Source organism: Pseudomonas marincola (assembly GCF_900116605.1).
In the GTDB taxonomy this organism is placed as follows: domain Bacteria; phylum Pseudomonadota; class Gammaproteobacteria; order Pseudomonadales; family Pseudomonadaceae; genus Aquipseudomonas; species Aquipseudomonas marincola.
Genome location: NZ_FPBC01000001.1, coordinates 790,371 through 808,963, shown reverse-complemented (window position 1 = coordinate 808,963; position 18,593 = coordinate 790,371). Strand labels below are relative to the sequence as shown.

General features: G+C 57.8%; 15 protein-coding genes. 7 read left to right on the top strand and 8 right to left on the bottom strand.

The annotated features are described in order from the left end of the window. Positions 1–76 precede the first annotated feature (76 nt). The 4 genes from xerD (at position 77) to thrC (ending at position 4,780) form a co-directional block, all read left to right on the top strand. On the top strand, positions 77–973 hold the full coding sequence (xerD, locus tag BM395_RS03885) for a site-specific tyrosine recombinase XerD (protein ID WP_090508956.1): 897 nt from the start codon (positions 77–79) through the stop codon (positions 971–973). Between the two features lie 172 nt (positions 974–1,145). Further along, complete coding sequence (gene dsbC / locus BM395_RS03880) at positions 1,146–1,883, top strand: bifunctional protein-disulfide isomerase/oxidoreductase DsbC (RefSeq protein ID WP_069899560.1); 738 nt, start codon at positions 1,146–1,148, stop codon at positions 1,881–1,883. Between the two features lie 134 nt (positions 1,884–2,017). Further along, entirely contained in the window at positions 2,018–3,322 is a 1,305-nt protein-coding gene (locus BM395_RS03875) for a homoserine dehydrogenase (RefSeq protein WP_069899559.1), read from the top strand. Between the two features lie 48 nt (positions 3,323–3,370). Continuing rightward, the gene (gene thrC, locus BM395_RS03870; protein WP_069899558.1) at positions 3,371–4,780 is read left to right on the top strand and encodes a threonine synthase; all 1,410 of its coding nucleotides are present in this window, start codon (positions 3,371–3,373) and stop codon (positions 4,778–4,780) included. A 73-nt stretch (positions 4,781–4,853) separates the two neighbouring features. On the opposite strand, the gene BM395_RS03865 is transcribed toward thrC, so the two are convergent. Further along, a complete protein-coding gene (locus BM395_RS03865; protein WP_170860542.1) occupies positions 4,854–8,180 on the bottom strand; it encodes an autotransporter outer membrane beta-barrel domain-containing protein in 3,327 nt (1,108 codons plus the stop codon). 857 nt (positions 8,181–9,037) lie between these two features. Here BM395_RS03865 and gtfA point away from each other — a divergent pair. Then, entirely contained in the window at positions 9,038–10,480 is a 1,443-nt protein-coding gene (gtfA, locus tag BM395_RS03860; protein WP_090508954.1) for a sucrose phosphorylase, read from the top strand. A 50-nt stretch (positions 10,481–10,530) separates the two neighbouring features. Here the strand turns inward: gtfA and BM395_RS03855 are convergent, their stop codons facing one another. Both BM395_RS03855 and BM395_RS03850 read right to left on the bottom strand, forming a co-directional pair. Then, positions 10,531–11,244, bottom strand: coding sequence for an endonuclease (locus tag BM395_RS03855; RefSeq protein WP_069899555.1), 714 nt, complete (start codon positions 11,242–11,244; stop codon positions 10,531–10,533). A gap of 117 nt (positions 11,245–11,361) precedes the next feature. Next, positions 11,362–12,561: a CaiB/BaiF CoA transferase family protein gene (locus BM395_RS03850; RefSeq protein ID WP_090508953.1), complete on the bottom strand. Its 1,200-nt coding sequence runs from the start codon at positions 12,559–12,561 to the stop codon at positions 11,362–11,364. A 94-nt stretch (positions 12,562–12,655) separates the two neighbouring features. Here BM395_RS03850 and BM395_RS03845 point away from each other — a divergent pair, with 94 nt between their 5' ends. Beyond that, positions 12,656–13,198, top strand: coding sequence for a YaeQ family protein (locus tag BM395_RS03845; RefSeq protein ID WP_069899553.1), 543 nt, complete (start codon positions 12,656–12,658; stop codon positions 13,196–13,198). Positions 13,199–13,272: 74 nt separating this feature from the next. Here BM395_RS03845 and BM395_RS03840 read toward each other — a convergent pair whose 3' ends face one another. From BM395_RS03840 to BM395_RS03820, 5 genes are all read right to left on the bottom strand, one after another. Continuing rightward, a complete protein-coding gene (locus BM395_RS03840) occupies positions 13,273–14,499 on the bottom strand; it encodes an NRAMP family divalent metal transporter (RefSeq protein ID WP_069899552.1) in 1,227 nt (408 codons plus the stop codon). A gap of 95 nt (positions 14,500–14,594) precedes the next feature. Further along, positions 14,595–15,386, bottom strand: coding sequence for a putative hydro-lyase (locus tag BM395_RS03835; RefSeq protein ID WP_090508952.1), 792 nt, complete (start codon positions 15,384–15,386; stop codon positions 14,595–14,597). Positions 15,387–15,413: 27 nt separating this feature from the next. After that, positions 15,414–16,331 carry a 5-oxoprolinase subunit C family protein gene (locus tag BM395_RS03830; RefSeq protein WP_090508951.1) on the bottom strand — a complete coding sequence of 306 codons (918 nt, stop codon included), beginning with the start codon at positions 16,329–16,331 and terminating at the stop codon, positions 15,414–15,416. After that, on the bottom strand, positions 16,328–17,032 hold the full coding sequence (pxpB, locus tag BM395_RS03825; RefSeq protein WP_090508950.1) for a 5-oxoprolinase subunit PxpB: 705 nt from the start codon (positions 17,030–17,032) through the stop codon (positions 16,328–16,330). Before pxpB ends, BM395_RS03830 begins: the two co-directional genes overlap by 4 nt. Next, on the bottom strand, positions 17,029–17,790 hold the full coding sequence (locus tag BM395_RS03820; RefSeq protein WP_090508949.1) for a 5-oxoprolinase subunit PxpA: 762 nt from the start codon (positions 17,788–17,790) through the stop codon (positions 17,029–17,031). Before BM395_RS03820 ends, pxpB begins: the two co-directional genes overlap by 4 nt. A 254-nt stretch (positions 17,791–18,044) precedes the next feature. Here BM395_RS03820 and BM395_RS03815 point away from each other — a divergent pair, with 254 nt between their 5' ends. Beyond that, positions 18,045–18,572, top strand: a complete 528-nt coding sequence (locus tag BM395_RS03815; RefSeq protein WP_069899547.1) for a winged helix DNA-binding protein — start codon at positions 18,045–18,047, stop codon at positions 18,570–18,572. Positions 18,573–18,593: the final 21 nt, after the last annotated feature.

The window sequence follows — 18,593 nt, the reverse complement described above, 5'->3', positions numbered from 1 at the left end:
GCGCTGTGGAAGACTGTTGCAGCCACTTCGCAAATGCCGGTGGCTTCTTTAGGTCGCAACATTAAAGCAGTATTCAATGGCAACGCTAGAACATCCGCACATAGAACGATTCCTCGAAGCACTCTGGTTTGAAAAAGGCCTGAGTGAGCACACTCGCGATGCCTATCGCAGTGATCTTGAGCATTTCCATGCGTGGCTGCATACGCGTGATCTCGACCTGATCAGTGTGGGTCGTGAAGCGTTACTTGACCACTTGGCCTGGCGATTAAATGAAGGTTACAAGGCGCGCTCAACTGCGCGCTTCCTCTCCGGCGCGCGCGGCTTCTATCGCTATCTGGTGCGCGAAGGGGTGATAGAGCTCGACCCAACCCTGCAGGTCGATATGCCTCAGTTAGGCCGGCCGCTGCCTAAATCGCTGTCCGAGGCGGATGTTGAGGCCTTGCTCGCCGCGCCTGAGCTGGATGACCCGATTGGCCTGCGTGATCGCGCCATGCTCGAAGTGCTTTACGCGTGCGGGCTGCGGGTGAGCGAGCTGATTGGTCTAACCCTGGAGCAAGTCAATCTGCGCCAGGGCGTGTTGCGTGTATTCGGCAAGGGCAGCAAAGAGCGGTTAGTGCCGCTGGGTGAGGAGGCGATTGCCTGGATAGAGCGCTACAGCAAAGAGGCTCGGCCCTTTTTGCTTGATGGCAAACCGAGCAACGTGTTGTTCCCCAGTTTGCGCGGCGAACAGATGACGCGCCAGACCTTCTGGCACCGCATCAAGCATCAGGCCAAGGTCGCCGGGATTGCCAAGTCACTGTCGCCGCACACCTTGCGTCACGCCTTCGCCACGCACCTGCTCAACCACGGCGCAGATTTGCGGGTGGTGCAGATGCTGCTCGGCCACAGTGATTTATCCACCACGCAAATTTATACCCATATCGCCCGAGCACGGTTGCAGGAGTTGCACGGCAAGCATCACCCGCGCGGCTAGGGCAGTTCTCTGCGACTGGCTGATAAAACTGCAGGACAATGCTGCAGTTTTGCCGATTAACGCACCACTCATGCATAGGATGGCGCCAGAAGTGCGTCTCAGAGTCGGCCTTTTCGGCCCGTTATGGTAGTCTCAACGACCCTAAAGATTGCGCTGCTCGACAGGAGTACCCATGCGCGTAACCCGAATTATTGCTGCCGCTGCCACCGCTGTTCTGGCTCTCATGAGCACTGTCACTCATGCCGATGATGCCGAGCAGGCTATCCGCAAGTCACTGGAGGCAATCCAGCTTGGTGTGCCGGTCGAAAGCGTTGCTGCCAGCCCGTTAAAAGGCTTATATGAAGTCCATCTGCAGGGCGGTCGCGTGCTGTATGCCAGCCCCGATGGTCAGTTTCTGATGCAGGGCAATCTGTTTCAGATGACGCCTGGCGCCCCGGTCAACCTGACCGAGAAAGCCGAGCGTACCGGCATCGCCAAAACCATCAATGGCATTCCAACCGCCGAAATGGTCGTGTACCCGGCGGTGGGCGAAGCCAAAACTCACATCACTGTATTTACCGATACCACGTGCCCGTATTGCCACAAGCTGCATGGTGAAGTGGCCGAGTTGAATAAGCGCGGCGTCGAAGTACGTTACCTGGCGTTCCCGCGTCAAGGGCCAGGCTCTGCTGGCGACAAGCAATTGCAGGCTGTGTGGTGTTCTTCCGATCGCACCAAGGCGATGGACGCCATGGTTGAAGGCCAGAATATCTCTGCACCCAAGTGCAGCAACCCGGTCAGCAAGCAGTACATGCTTGGCCAGTCGGTGGGCGTAAACGGCACGCCGGCAATCGTTCTGGAAGACGGCCAGTTGATCCCCGGCTATCAGCCGGCAGCACAAGTGGCTGAATTGGCCCTCAACGCCAAGTAATATGCAGCAGGGCGCTGATCAGCTTGGCGCCCATGTAGATTGACTAATAAGCAGCCGCTTCGTAATGTGCGGCTCTATTTTCTGCGGCCGGCTTATCAGTCGGTCGTTTTATGCAGTACTGATGGGAGTTCAGTGTGAAACCGGTCAAAGTAGGCATCTGTGGATTAGGTACTGTCGGTGGCGGTACATTTAACGTGCTCAAGCGTAACGCCGAAGAAATTGCGCGGCGCGCTGGGCGTGGTATTGAAGTGGCGCAGATTGCGCAGCGTTCAGCCAACCCACAATGCGATACAACCGGCACTGCGATTACCAACGATGTATTCGAGGTTGCCAACAACCCTGAAATCGAGATCGTCATCGAGTTGATTGGTGGCAGCACCATCGCCCGCGATCTGGTGCTCAAGGCCATCGAGAACGGCAAGCACGTGGTCACTGCCAACAAGGCGCTGATTGCTGTGTACGGTAATGAGATCTTCGCCAAAGCGCGCGAGAAGGGCGTAATCGTCGCATTCGAAGCTGCTGTTGCTGGCGGCATCCCGGTGATCAAGGCCATCCGCGAAGGCCTCGCTGCCAACCGTATCAACTGGCTGGCGGGCATCATCAACGGCACCGGCAACTTCATTCTCAGCGAAATGCGCGAGAAGGGCCGTACCTTCGAAGACGTGCTCGCAGAGGCGCAGGCGCTGGGTTATGCCGAAGCAGACCCAACCTTCGACGTTGAAGGCATCGACGCGGCGCACAAGCTGACCATTCTGGCGTCCATCGCCTTTGGTGTGCCGCTGCAGTTTGACAAGGCCTACACCGAGGGCATCACCAAGCTGACCTCGGCAGACGTCAACTACGCTGACGCGCTGGGTTATCGCATCAAGCATCTGGGTGTGGCTCGCCGCACTGACGCGGGCATTGAATTGCGCGTTCACCCGACATTGATCCCGGCTGATCGCCTGATCGCCAACGTCAACGGCGTAATGAACGCCGTGATGGTTAACGGTGACGCTGTTGGTTCAACCCTGTACTACGGCGCTGGCGCCGGTATGGAGCCAACTGCATCGTCTGTGGTGGCGGATTTGGTCGACGTGGTGCGTGCTTTGACTACCGACCCAACCAATCATGTGCCGCATTTGGCCTTCCAGCCGGACGCGTTGTCAGATCACCCGATTCTGCCGATCAATGCCTGCGAGAGCGCTTACTACCTGCGCATTCAGGCTAAAGACCGTCCGGGCGTTTTGGCTCAGGTGGCCAGTATTCTGTCGGCTCGCGGAATCAATATTGAATCGATCATGCAAAAAGAAGTCGAAGAACATGACGGCCTGGTGCCAATGATTCTGGTGACTCATCGCGTAGTCGAGTCACACATTGATGACGCCATCAGCGCGCTTGAAGCGCTGGATGATGTGGTCGGCAATGTCGTGCGCATCCGCGTCGAACAGTTGAATTAATCAGCTGGGCGGTTTTGCCGCCCACGCTCAAGCCAAAGGTTTGTAGAAATGCGTTATATCAGTACTCGCGGCCAGGCCCCGGCCCTGAATTTTGAAGATGTACTGCTGGCAGGTCTTGCCAGCGACGGCGGCCTGTACGTGCCAGAGAACCTGCCACGTTTCACCCAGGAAGAAATCGCTTCCTGGGCTGGCCTGCCGTATCACGAACTGGCTTTCCGCGTGATGCGCCCGTTCGTAACCGGCAGCATTCCGGATGCCGACTTCAAGAAAATCCTTGAAGAAACCTACGGCGTATTTGCCCACAATGCGGTCGCGCCATTGCGTCAGCTGAACAGCAACGAGTGGGTGCTCGAACTGTTCCACGGCCCGACCTTGGCGTTTAAAGACTTCGCGCTGCAGCTGCTCGGTCGCCTGCTCGATTATGTGCTTGAGAAGCGCGGTGAGCGCGTGGTCATCATGGGCGCAACCTCCGGCGATACCGGTTCGGCTGCGATTGAAGGCTGCCGCCGTTGCGAAAACGTCGACATTTTCATCCTGCACCCGCACAACCGCGTCTCGGAAGTTCAGCGTCGCCAGATGACCACCATCATGGGCGAGAACATCCACAACATCGCCGTTGAGGGTAACTTCGACGATTGCCAGGAGATGATCAAGGACAGCTTTGCTGACCAGAGCTTCCTTAAAGGCACGCGACTGGTTGCCGTGAACTCGATCAACTGGGCGCGGATCATGGCCCAGATCGTTTACTACTTCCACGCCTCCCTGCAGCTTGGCGGCCCGGCGCGCTCTGTCGCGTTCTCGGTGCCAACCGGCAACTTCGGTGACATCTTCGCGGGTTACCTCGCGCGTAACATGGGCCTGCCGATCAGCCAGTTGATCGTTGCGACCAACCGTAACGACATTCTGCACCGCTTCATGAGCGGTAATCAGTACGTCAAAGAGACGCTGCACCCGACCTTGTCGCCGTCGATGGACATCATGGTGTCGTCTAACTTCGAACGCTTGCTGTTCGACCTGCACGGTCGCAACGGCGCGTCGATTGCCGAGTTGATGGCCAACTTCAAGCAGGGCGGTGGTTTCAGCATCGAAGATGATCGTTGGACCGAAGCCCGCAAGCTGTTCGATTCGTTGGCTGTGGATGATCAGGCAACCTGCGAAACCATCACTGAAGTGTTCAACGAGTGCGGCGAATTGCTCGATCCGCACACTGCAATCGGCGTGCGCGCCGCCCGCGAATGCCGTCGCAGCCTGGCTGTGCCTATGGTGGTTCTGGGTACGGCGCATCCGGTCAAATTCCCGGATGCCGTTGAAAAGGCCGGTGTCGGCGAGTCGCCTACATTGCCCGCGCATCTCGCCGACCTGTTCGAGCGCGATGAGCGTTGCACTGTGTTGGCCAACGACCTGAAAGCCGTGCAGGGCTTCGTTGCCGCACATGGCAATCGCGGTAAGCCACTGTAAGAGCGCTGCATGTAAAAAAGGCCAGTCCCGAAGGGAGCTGGCCTTTTTTATGGTTGCAGTTTTTAAGGTGTGATCAGAAGTTAACCTTCAACCCAACTGTAGCTGCCGAGTCGCGGTAGTCATCCTCACCGATCTGCTGGGTCATCTTGCCCCAGACTTCGACGTTCTTGCCTACCTTGCCACTGAGACCAAGGCTCATCTCGCCGATGTTGCGTGCGCCGTCCTGGCTTACAGTGACTCCGTCGAGGCTGCTGCCAAACTCATTGCTGTTGTGCAGCCAGTTCACTTCCACAAACGGCTCGAGCCCTTGCTTGATCTTGCTGCGCATGGAGGCGCGCGCACCAAGGCGAGTCTGCACGTTCTTGTCCTGAGCATCGCGCACTCGGGTGCCGTTATGCTCGGTGTGGTTGTCGGCTGTCACGCCCATATAGATCAGCTGCGCCTGGGGCTGTACAAAGTAGTCATGCTGCTCGCCTTCCAATTTGAAGGTGTAGCCAGACTCGATCGATGCAGTCAGACCGCTGGAGTCGTAATGCTCCGCCTGCAAACCGTCGCCCTTAACGCGGTTATCAAACCAGCCATATTGTGCCCATGTGTCCACATATGCGCCGGTTTGCTCATTCGCGTTAGCAAACCAGGTGGCATAACCGCCCACGCTGTAACCACTGACCTCACCTTCGGATGAGTAGCCGGTGACCTTGGAGTGCGACTCGCTCTCGCTGCTGCCGTAGCCTGCCATCAAACCAGCTTCCCATTTGTCGGTGCCATTGAAGCTGCCGCCAAACAGATCAGCGCCCAACTGCACCACCGTGTGGTCGTTGTGGGTGCGCAATTGCTCGCTGCTGTCGTTGAAATGACCGTGGCCATCTTCAGTGCGCAGCCACAATTTGCTGCGTTTGTGCTCGCCTGTTGTTGGATCCACATAGGTGCTGGAGCCGATGCGGTCATGCATGTCCATGGCAAACAGGGTGTTGGCAGCTGCCAGGTTGGCGCTGTAGCTTGCGCCTTCCGGCCGCAGGATCATCTCCGGCTGAGCGGGTGGAGTGCTCGGTTCTGTGATCACCGGCGGGACCGTTGGCGTTAACGGTGTGCCCGGTTCTGTGGTGACTGGGGGAACCGCCGGTGTTAGTGGTGTAATCGGGGCGGAAACCTGGCTACTCAAATACCAGTTGTTGGCGTTGCTGCCCTGACCGCGTACCAAGCTGTAATCATAGGCACCGGCGGCAATCCGGCCTTGCTGGACAAACTCGCCGTTCGACTGGCCGCCGACATCAATCAGCTCAATGCCATTGAGGGTCGAGGCGCCAGTCCCGCCTGCATTGGTGACAGCCACATTAGTGGTGCCAGCGGTGTCGCCTTGTACGACAAGTTTGTCGGTCTGTGAATTGTCGTCGCCCAGCACAGTGTTGAAGTGCAGCAAACCATTGTTGCCGGTGTAGTTGCCATTGATGGTCAGTGTCGAGCCGAGCTGTGTTGAGTCAAAACTCATGGTGCCGCTGTTATTGACGCTGCCATTGATGGTTGAGCTGCCATTGGTTTGCAGGGTGGCGGCTTGCTGGATATCCACAGGCGAGCCGGTGGCCAACAAGGTGGCGTTGTTCAAAACGGTTGTGCCGCTTTGCAGCGTTACCGAGTCGAATCCGCCCTGGGTTTGCTCGCCGTTCAGCGTCCATGTGGCGCTGTCGGTTTTCAGCAGGTTTTCAAAGCCAATGATGCCGTTGGCATTGCCGGTGTCGCCGACAGTGCTCAAGTCCAGCGCGGAATCGGTATTGCCCGCCAATTGCAGAACATCATTGGTGCCATTACCAGCTTGGGCTTGGCCTGAAAGAGCCCAGTTATCGCTGAGCATCAAGGTGGACGCGCCGCTCACGCCGGTCATGTCGACGGCGACACCGCTGTCGCCAGAGATCAGACCATGCGCATCCACCACAACATCACCGCCAGAGTTGGCCTTAATGCCAACATCGCCTCCGGTGACATCACCTTGCGTACGGATGTAAGAATCTGCAGTGCCTTGATTATCGGCGTAGATGGTCCACTCAGGATTTGCGTTGGAGGAGGTGCCGGACGTGACATCACCCATCGCTTCAATGGTGATACCGCCTTCGCTTCCTTGATCTGTGGATATGGCAGAGATACCGAGTGCATCGCCAGCTGTAACGTTGCCACCTACTTGCACGTTTACTGAACCGTTTGAAGTGGCTCTAATGCCATGGCGTCCGGCATTGATATCGCCGCCAACTGAAACGTTGACGTCGCCATGAGCAGAAGAGTCCTTGTTGTTTGAGACTGCGTAGACCCCATCTGTCTTGGCATTAATATCGCCGTCAATGTGTACGGTCACGTCGCCGCCACGATCCGCATACAGGGTAGAACCGCGGCCGTCAGTCGTGGTTACATCGCCGCCGACTGTTGCATGAATATCTCCTGAGCCGTTGTCCTGAAATGCATAGATACCGCCATGTGTGAAATCGTTAGCGGTCACATTGCCATCAACTGCAATGTTGATGGCTTCGCTGCTACCCGTGCTCGTAACGGCTATGCCTCCGCCATCGGTTGCCGTTACATCGCCGCCTACATGCACGCTTTGGCTGCCAGCGCCTGAATGCGCATAGAGCATGACACCATCATCCGTGTGAGATGTCACGTCGCCCTGAACGTTAACCGTAGTGCTGCCGGTGTTATTGGCGACGCCCACGCCAGCAGTTGCAAGCGAGGTCACTCCAGAGGTCACATCACCGTTAATGTCGATGTTCACATCCTTGCCGCCTGTGACGTAGACGCCGCCAGCTTGACCGCTGACATTGCCGTCAGCCTTTATATCGACGTTGCCGTCGTCGGCAGTGGCTAAAATACCGCGACTACTGTTTGAGTTGGTATTCATCGCGTCAATATCTTCGGCGGCGTAGATATTGATATTGCCGTTGGCCGTGGTGCTGGCTGAAATTGCGCTGTAACCCTTGCTGGATACAGACTTGTAAACATTCAGCGTAATGTCCCCGCCGCCTTGGGCGTCGGCATACAGGCTGCCGCTGGTTCCTGTGTCACCCTGCGCGCCGATGTTCATGATGACATTCCCAGTGCCTTCATTTCGGCCGCCCACCGCAGTGCCCGTACCATTTTGGGTAATGGTGCCAGTGCCCTGAGTGATAACCAGATCGCCTGTGCTGCCGGGCGTGACTACGCCCAAGATGGCCGCTTCCGGGGTGTCCACATTCAGGCCGAAGTCATCTTCCATCATAAGATCCAAGCTGCCGCTTTCGCTTATATGGATAAAGCTGTCGGTGGTTGGATCGGCTGCGCCACTGCATGTCCAACTGCCGGCGCTGGAGGTCGTGCACGAGCCTGCAACAGCAACTTGGCTGATTCCGCTCACAGCCAACGCAACAGCGAGAGCCATCAACTTAAGATTTGCTGTAGGTGTATCCAGCCTTTGTGAATTACCTGAATGGCTTAACAATTTCATAACAGTGTGACCTCCCTATAGATGGCCAAATGTTCCGGTCTCAATAGGCAGCACGACGCTCCTTGTGGCTGCTGAATCGAGCGGAATGCGGGCTGCAGCGCATAGGCAAGGCCTCAAGCTGTAGCTCGACTCGGTGAGGGTGTCGGCGTGGTTAGAACCAGCCCGGAAGTCGCTTCAAGGGGCGACGATGCTGCGCTGCTGCGCAGGGAGGCGGTTTGAACTCAGGGGAGTCGGAAACAGCCGAGTGATGAGAGGATGATTAACTTCAGCCGTGTGTTGCGTTTCTGGTTGTTCACTTCTGCCTCTAGGGTTAATGATTAGTTGTGTGTCGTCGTAACTCTCGCCATTCAATCGACTTCAACGCTGTCCCGCTCCAAAGCTGCTACTGATAAGTGCGAGCTAATCGAATTGATGGCGGCACTTAAATGGCGTCAATAAAAACACGTGTGCACTGTGTATGATTTTGCGCGAGAGGCGGTTGACCTGAGTCAATACAGCTGTGAGTGTTATTGCGCGTATCGGCTCAAAATTGGGGGTTTTCTATGATGTTTTGAGCATATAGAACGTGTTCCGACATCTTTTCGCGCTAAAGCGTGGTTCATTGCCGTGAATACAAAACAGTGTTCGGCATCTTTTCCTGAACGTTGCACTGCATTTATTGATGCTGTGAGTAAGCCGAAGCAGCCCACGACGGCACTCGTTGGGCGTTTATCAACCTAAAACCGGTAGGGTGTGCGGGTGAAACCTTGTTAGGGTGTGGCAAAGACAGTCGATAACTGAAGGACATTGCCATGGCGTTGCGCAACCAGGTTCAGCTGATCTGCTACCCCGATCGTCTGGGAAATAATCTCGGCGACCTGTATCAAGTGATCGACAAACACCTGAGTGACGCGATTGGTGGCGTGCATATCTTGCCGCTGTATCCGTCGAATGCGGATAACGGCTTCTCGCCGCTGACCCACACCGAGGTTGATCCGAGCTTTGGCATCTGGGCCGATGTTGAGCGCATCAGTTCGCGCTTTGACCTGTGTCTCGACGTGACCATCAACCATATCTCCGATGAGTCGGTCGAGTTTCAGGACTTCCTGAAAAATGGCCAGGCCTCTGCCTACGCCGACCTTTTTGTGCAGGTCGATCGACTTGGTGAGATCAGCCATGATGATCTGTCGCTGATTCACATCCGCAAAGAGAAGGAGCCGTTTCGCGATGTCGAGTTTGCCAATGGCGAGCGCGGCCGGGTCTGGTGCACCTTCACCGAGCAGCAGATTGATCTCGACTACACCTCGGCGCACACCTATCAGTTGATGGAGGGATACATCGCCTTTTTGGTGGCGCGTGGGGTCAAGTTGTTCCGCCTCGATGCATTCGGCTACACCACCAAACGCATCGGCAGTAATTGCTTTCTGGTCGAGCCCGAGGTCTATCGGATTCTTGAGTGGTTCCGCGACACCACGCAGAAATATGGCGCTGAAACCCTGCCCGAAGTGCACGATCACTTCAGTTATCAACATGCTATTTCACGCCGCGGCATGCGCCCGTATGCTTTTGCATTGCCGCCGCTGGTGCTGCATTGCCTGTTGATGGCGGACAGCCGGTATCTGAAAAACTGGTTGCGCATGTGCCCGCGCAATCAAATCACCTTGCTCGATACCCATGACGGCATCTGTATTCCAGATGTCGAAGGCGTATTGCCGGACGATCAGATCAAAGCCTTGATCGACGATGTTTCGCAGCGCAGTGCCGACCCGATCATGCGCCGCTCGGCGGTGAGTGTGCACAGTGTCGGCGCTATCTATCAGCTCACCTGCACCTTCTATGAGGCGCTGCTGTGTGACGATGATGCGTACATCATCGCCCGCGCCATCCAATTCTTCACGCCCGGCATTCCGCAGGTCTATTACGTCGGGCTGTTGGCCGGGCGTAACGATTACGAGCTGATGGAGCGAACCAGCGAGGCGCGGGATATCAATCGCGAGTTTTTCAGCCTCGATGAAGTCGACAGCGCCATGTGCAAACCCGTGGTGCAACGGTTGCTGGCGTTGATGCGCTTTCGCAGCGATTACCCGGCGTTTCAGGGACGTTTCGAACTCAACTCGTCACGCGACAGCTTCGTGGTCATGGGCTGGCGTCATGGCGAATACTATTGCCGCCTGAGCGTCGATTTGATCAACAAAACCGCGCGCATCGACTACCGCGATGTCGACGGCTGTTGCGAGCTGGAAATGCACTGCTGATTAGCCATGCAGAGGGCGTGTGTTCTGCGCCGCGCCCTCTGTAACAGGCTCTAAAGCGTGCCCAGCAGCTGCTTGCTGCAAGCCTGCTGATTGACCTTGCCCACATACGGATTGCCCCAGCCCATCACGCAGCCCACCAGTTGATTGCGCTGACGCTCCCATGGCTCCACCGGGTATGCCTTGTTCCAGGCGTTGAACAGTTTGCGATTCTGGCTCGACAGCCGCAGCTTGTAGCGATCGCTCATATAAAGGTAAGTGCGCGCGACCATGCCGCGTACCTTCTGGCGTGGCATCGCTTTGCGGGCCTTGAAGTCGACCACTACCGGGCAGGCGCCGTACTGGCTGGGCTTTTGTGGAAGCCAGCCGTAGGTGAAGTTGCTGCGGTCGCCGTTGACCTCGCCAATTGCCGGTACCAGATTGTGAAGATCGGCTTCGGCAAGGCGATAGACATCATCATTTTTCGAGCAGTTCTTGCGGCCGCCTTTCTGCCAGCACTGACGCTGGTGGCCAATTTCCCACGCCGCGACAATGTGTTCCCACTCGATCCGCTGGGCGCGCTTGGCATTCTTGCGCGGTTTGTAGCCGCAGCTTTTCAAATCGACGCGATTGCCCGTGAATTTACAGCCGCAGTAAAACTCCACCGATTGGCGCGCATAAAGCTTCCAGCCGATTTTCTTGGCTTCACTGAAAGTGCGTGGCGGATTGGCGTAAGCAAAGGAGAAAAAGGTGATGCAAAACAACGCGATGGCAGCGCGAACAAGCATGTGGCTGGGTCCAAAAGCGTTGCATCATACCAACCCTGACCCAGATGCCAATGCTGGCAATCAGGCTTCATTGCCAGTAAGGGCATCGGCTGGGCCAGGGTGTGATCGCTGGCGCAGTTACAGCACGCCGTTGGCTTTCAGTTCGGCAATCGCGCTGGCGTCGTAACCCAGTGCGCCCAGTACCGCCTCATTATGTTCGCCCAACTCTGGCCCCACCCATTCGGCGCTGCCTGGCGTGTCGGATAGCTTGGGTACGATGCCAGGCATCTTGAAGTCTTTGCCGTCGGGCAATTTGGCGCTGAGGAGCATCTCGCGGGCAAGAAACTGCGGGTCGGTAAACATGTCCTGCGCCGAATAGATCCGGCTCGCCGGTACATCGGCGGCATTCAGGGCGGTCAGCACTTCATCGAGGGAGTGCGCCGCGACCCAGCGATCAATGACTCCGTAGATTTCATCACGGCGAGCATCGCGGCCATCGTTGTTGGCAAGGGTCGGGTCCTCGGCCAGATCCTGCCGACCAATCGCCTGCATGAAGCGCTTGAAGATGGCATCACCGTTGGCGCCGATCTGCACGTGCTTGCCATCGCTGCTGGTGTGAATGGAAGAGGGCGTGATGCCCGGCATGATGTTGCCGCTGCGCTCGCGAATGAAGCCGAACACATCGAACTCCGGCACCATGCTTTCCATCATCGCGAATATCGCCTCATACAACGCCACATCGACCACCTGGCCCTCGCCGCCGTTGACTTCGCGGTGACGCAGGGCCATCAGTGCGCCGATTACGCCCCACAGTGCGGCAATCGAATCGCCAATCGAGATGCCGGTACGCACCGGCGGGCGATCTTCAAAACCGGTGATATAGCGCAGCCCGCCCATTGATTCACCGACCGCGCCAAAACCCGGCTGATCCTTCATCGGCCCGGTCTGGCCGAAGCCAGAAAGCCGTACCATGACCAGTTTAGGGTTGAGCGCATGGAGTACATCCCAGCCCAGCCCGAGTTTTTCCAGCACGCCGGGGCGGAAGTTCTCAATCAGAATGTCAGCCTCGCTCAGCAGCTTTTTCAGCACCTCGCGGCCTTGCTCGTGTTTGAGGTTGAGGGTAATCGACTGCTTGTTGCGCGCCTGCACAAACCACCACAGCGAAGTGCCTTCATAAAGCTTGCGCCATTTACGCAGTGGATCGCCGCCATCCGGCGATTCGACCTTGATCACCTGCGCGCCAAACTCGGCGCAAATACGTGAGGCAAACGGACCCGCGATCAGCGTGCCCAGTTCGATAACTTTCAGTCCCGCGAGGGGTTTGGTTGGCAGGTTCATGGTTTCCACCCATCAGACGATGGACGTGACTCTAACGTGCGCAAGCTGCATCGGGTAGACTTGCCGCCTATTTGATCAATCAAGAAGCCTGCACATGGCCCTGCCATCCACACCCTACAAAATTGACATGAACATCACGGACATGGACCGCAGCGTTTACGAAAGCCTGCGTTTCACTGTCGCCAAGCATCCCTCCGAGACCGAGGAGCGCCTTGCCGCCCGCCTGATCGCCTATGCCTTGTTCTATCACGAGCAACTGAGCTTTGGCCGTGGCTTGTCGGATGTTGATGAGCCGGCGTTGTGGGAAAAGAGCCTGGACGACCGTGTATTGCACTGGATTGAAGTTGGCCAGCCAGACAGCGAACGCATGACCTGGTGCTCGCGTCGCACCGAGCGTTTCAGCCTGATCGCCTACGGCAATCTGCGTGTTTGGCAAACCAAATGCCTCGACCCGGTTCGCAGCTTGAAAAACATCAACGTGGTGGCCCTCGATCAGGAGGCGCTGGCTAATCTGGCGTTGGATATGCCGCGCGCCCTGAGCTGGAGCGTGATGATCAGCGACGGTGAAATGTTTATCACCGACGAGCGCGGCCAGCATGAAATCCCGTTGGAATGGCTGATCGGCGAACGCGGCTAACGCGTTTGTTGTGAACAATAAAAAGGCTTGGCGAGGATATCCCGCCAAGCCTTTTTAGTTTCCGCGCTGCGTATTCAAGACATCCAGAATTTCACGAACGAATCGAACGACAGCACCACGCCTACGCAGGTCGCGATGACTGCGAGGATGCCAAATGCCAGCATCCAGTTCGGGTGCTTGTAGTCTGTGCCGACAATGCTCGGCTTCTTCGCCGCAATCAGGATGCAACCCAGTGCCAGAGGCAGAACCAGTGCGTTGAGTGTGCCGGCGACCACCAGTACCTTGACCGGTTGGCCGACCAGGCTATAGATCAGCGTCGAGCAGGCGATAAAGCCGATCACCATGCGCTGGCTGTGACGCTTGATGCCTGCATGCCATGAGTACATGAAGCTGACCGTGGTGTAAGCCGCGCCAATGACCGAAGTGACGGACGCTGCGAGCAGGACCACGCCAAAAACCTTGTAGCCGATGGTGCCCATCGAGTGCGAGAACACTGAGGCAGCCGGGTTGCCCGGGTCGAGTATCAAGCCCTGGCTGACGACACCGAGGGCGGCGAGGAACAAACAAACCCGTACTGCGCCGGTGGTGGCAATGCCGATCACGGCGGCGCGGGTAACGGCGCCGACATTCTCAACGCCGGTGATGCCCGCATCGACCAGACGGTGGCCGCCAGAGAACGAGATATAACCCCCCACGGTGCCGCCAACCAGTGTGACGATGGGCAGCAGCAGAAGCAGCGGATCATCCGGGTTTATGCTCTGCGACAAGGCTTCCATGATCGGTGGATTGGACTGCAGCATGGCGTAGCCGATCATGCACAGCATCACCAATCCCAGCACCTGCATGACTTTGTCCATCACGCTGCTGGCGTTGCGCAGCATGAAAATGCCAATGATGCCGACCGCTGCAATCAGCGAGCCGATGACTGGCGGCACGCCGAACAACACATTCATCGCCAGCCCTGCGCCGCCAATGTTGCCGATGTTGAAGGCAATACCGCCGAGCACAATAAAGCCGGAAACCAAATGCCCGACGCCGGGCAATACCTTGTTGGCGACATCCTGGCCGCGCAGATTGGAGACGCTGAGCACTCGCCAGATATTCAGCTGAGCGCCGATGTCGATCAGCAGCGAAACCAGAATCGCGAAGGCGAAGCTGGCCATGTATTTGGCGGTGAACAACGAGGTTTGGGTGAGAAACGCCGGGCCAATCGAGGACGTGGCCATGATGAATATCGCCCCGCGCATGACGCTGCGCTGTTGCTCGGGAGCGGTGCTGAGAGTGCTTGCCGTGGATTGCATGAATACCTTCTTTTTTTTGGAGTTTGGCAGGGCGTTTTTTAGGGTATGAATTTCGAATTGTTTTGTTGGTTCAGGGCCGGGTTCCCGGCCACGGCTCAGAACACGCCGAGCTGTTCGTTGCGCAGATCGCAGATCAGCATGTGGCCTGGTGCGTGAGTAATCGCCAGTTCGGGCTTACTGTGCATCGCCACCGCTTGCGGGGTCACACCGCACGCCCAGAACACCGGCACTTCACCTTCGTGGATATGCGAAGCACAACCAAAGTCCGGCTTGTTGATGTCGGTGATGCCCAGTGCAGCGGGGTCGCCGATGTGCACGGGCGCGCCATGCACGCCGGGGAAACGCGAGGTGACTTGTGTGGCGCGTATCACCTTGTCGGCGGGCATCGGCCGCATGCTCACAACCATCGGCCCGCTGAACTGCCCGGCTGGGCGGCACTGGCGATTGCTGATGTACATGGGCACGTTGTGGTTATCTTCGATGTGGCGCACGGGCACGTCATTGGCCAGCAACGCGCTCTCGAAACTGAAACTGCAGCCGATCAGAAACGCCACCATGTCGTCCTGCCAGTGAGCGCTGATATCGCTCACTTCCTCGCATAACTCGCCGTGGCGATAGAGGCGGTAGAGCGGCAGATCGCTGCGAATATCTGCGCCAGGCGCCGCGTATTGGCTGATGGCCGAGCCCACATCGGTGACGTCGAGCAGCGGGCACGCTTGTGGATTACGCTGGCAGAACAATAGAAAGTCATAGGCTTGCGCCTGTTTGACGATCAGCAGGTTGGCCTGAGCAAATCCTGCGGCCAGCCCGGCAGTTGGACCGTTGAATTGGCCCGCGCGAATCAGCTGGCGCAGTTGCTCGGGGCTTTGCGTGTTGAGTGGCTGCATGTGGCTAAATACTCTGCGTGTGTGCGGTCAGGTCCATTGCGCCAACAACAGGCGATGCTGGCGCTGCGCCTCTGCCAATGCCATGGGCCGAAATTGCAACTCGGTGCCCGGCAGGCATTGCGCGAGATGCGCCACGGCCGCTGGAGTCAGTGCACCGAGGCGCGGGTAGCCGCCAATGGTTTGCCGGTCGTTGAGCAGCACAATCGGCTGGCCATCGCTTGGCACCTGAATGGCGCCGAGTGGCACACCTTCCGAGACCATTTGCTGGCGCTCGCAGCGCAGCGCTGGCCCGAGCAAACGTACGCCCATGCGATCCGCACGTTGGTCAACTGTCCAGGTGCTGTTGAAGGCATCGAACAGGCTCTGGCCGCTGAAATCGGCAATCTGCGCGCCAAGAATTACCGGCAGGTTGCTGTTCTCCGGGCGTTGCGGAATCTGGCTGGCGGCGAGTTCGCGCGGGCTTGGAGCCTGTGTGGCGTTCCAGCTCAGGCGGTCGGCATTGCTAAGTGGTTGGCCGTCACCGTGCAGGCCGCCAAGCTGATCACGGCGCACGCTGGAACAACTGCCGAGTACCAGCGGTGCACTGAACCCACCGGGTGCGGCCAGATAGGCGCGCACACCTTGCAGCGGATTATTGAAGCGCAGACGCTGGCCGCGCCGTACGTTGAAACTGCGCCACGGCTTGATGTTTTGCTCATCGAGTTGCGCGCCAAGATCCGCACCGCAAAGGGCCAGACACGCATCGCGCTCAACCAGCAGTTCGAGGCTGCCGAGGGTAATCTCGATCACGGCGGCGTTGAGCGAATTACCCAGCAGCCAGTTGGCCCAGTTCTGGGCAATCCAGTCGGCGCCGCCGCCTTGTGTCACGCCCAGATGGCGAACACCGACGCGGCCGCTGTCGTGCAGATTGGCGAGGGCGCCACTGCGTTCAATCAACAGGCTCATGGCTTCACCTCAAATGGTGTGTCGTCGCCACCCAAACGTACGAACTCGGCCCGGTCTACCGCGACAAAACGCACGCGGTCGCCTGGCTGCAACAGGCTGTAGCCATCCAGTTCACGGTCAAACAGGCGCGTGGGACTGCGTCCGATGAGGTTCCAGCCGCCCGGTGATTGCAGCGGATAAATAGCTGTTTGGCGATCCGCAATACCCAGGCTTCCGGCGGGCACTTGCTGGCGGGGTGTGCTCAGGCGCGGGCTGGCAATGATCTCGTCAACCAGCCCCATAAAGGCAAAGCCGGGCGCGAAACCCAACGCGAACACCTGATACACATGCTGGCTGTGACAGTCGATAACGCCCGCAACGCCGAGGCCGCTGCGGCTGCCGATGGCTGCCAGTTCAGGGCCGACGCTGGTGTCGTACCACACCGGAATTTGCTGTTCTCGCCCTGCAGTTGCCGCCTGCGGGGACAGGTCGGTGAGGGCTTGTTTGATCAGTTCGCGGGCTTGTTGGTCATCCAGTTGCGTCAGATCGTACTGCACGAGCAGGGTGGTGTAGGAGGGCACCAGTTCCAGCAATTTGTCGGCGAATACGTCGCGCAGGCGCTCGGCGGCCGCCAGCAGCCAGGGCATGTTGGACTCTTCGATCTGATCAAACAGGCGCAGCATCAAGGTGTCGATAGCCACCACTTCTATGGCTAACTTCATGCCTTTGCAGTTCCCTGCAGCGCGCTCAGGGCGGCGCGAATCTGTTGCACGGCGGCGACGGAACCGGCGTTGTCGCCATGCACGCACAAGGTGTCGGCGCGCAGGGTCAGGCTGCTGCCATCGCTGGCGGTCAGCGCCGTGCCGGTGGCCAGATCGGTGGCCTGCTTGATAATGGTCGCCGCGTCGTGATGCACCGAGCCTGGCTGGGCGCGCGATACCAGCATGCCGGCGGAGTCATAGGCGCGGTCGGCAAAAACTTCAAACCACAGGCTGATACCGATTTCATCGGCCAGCGCCTGGCTGGCGCTGTTGTCACGGGTCGACATCAGCATCAGCGGCAGTTCGGGGTTATAACGGGCGACGGCCTGCATGACCGCGCGCAATGATTGCGGGTTGCGCATCATGTCGTTGTACATCGCGCCATGCGGTTTGACGTAACCGACCTGCGTGCCTTCGGCGCGGCACATGCCTTCAAGCGCGCCGATTTGGTAGAGCAGCATGTTTTCGATTTCGGCGGGGGAGCAGGCCATTGAGCGGCGGCCGAATCCGACCAGATCGGGGTAGGCCGGGTGTGCGCCAATGAGCACGTTGTGTTCAACCGCCAGCGCAACTGTGCGGCGCATGATGCTGGGGTCGGAGGCGTGAAAGCCGCAAGCAATGTTGGCGCAGTCGATGAAGGGCATCACCTCAGCATCCAGGCCCATTTGCCATGCACCAAAGCTCTCACCAATGTCGCAATTGAGTCGCACGCTCATCATCTAAATCCTGTGTTTATTATTGATGTCCATCAAGTGGACAGGACTTTATGTGACAAAACGATGATAAATTATCAATAAAACGTCAATGTATTTTTCTTGCCATTCATCCGAACGGTGAACTCGCAGGCCAAATGCTTTGTTGTATGCTTGCCTGCCGCGCCTGTTCAACTCTTGAGTCCAGCGCTGCGGAGTGGCGAGAAATTCGTGAATAAACTGCGTATTTCGGCGATCTAACAAGCAACGACGGACTTCAGATGACTGACGGCAAGGCCTCTCGTAATTCGCGTACTTCAATTGTGGCTTCCAGCCATCTGGCAGAGCAGTCGCAGGAACTCTCGCAAATGGAGTTCGGCCTGATCATTGCGGGCAATGCGTTCATGCGCTGGATGGAGCGCTGCATGAAAGCCTCCGGTGGCATCGAGATGAACGCGCTCGACGTAATGGTTTTGCACAGCCTGACCAGTCGCGGCCGGGCCAAGCGCCAGGCCGATATCTGCCTGCTGCTGAATATCGAAGACACACACACCGTGACCTACGCGCTGAAAAAACTCAGCAAGCTAGGGCTGGTCGGCGGAGAAAAGCAGGGCAAAGAGATGTTTTATCAGACCACTGAAAAGGGTCATGAGCTCTGCTCCGTGTACACCGAGATCCGTCAGGAGTGCCTGATTGCACCCTTTGAAAACCTCAATATCGACCCCGAGGAAATCCATCGCCTCGCGGGCATGCTGCGCGCCTTGTCCGGCCTTTATGACCAAGCCGCCCGCGCTGCCACCTCTTTGTAAAAGCTGCACGGTTTAACCTGC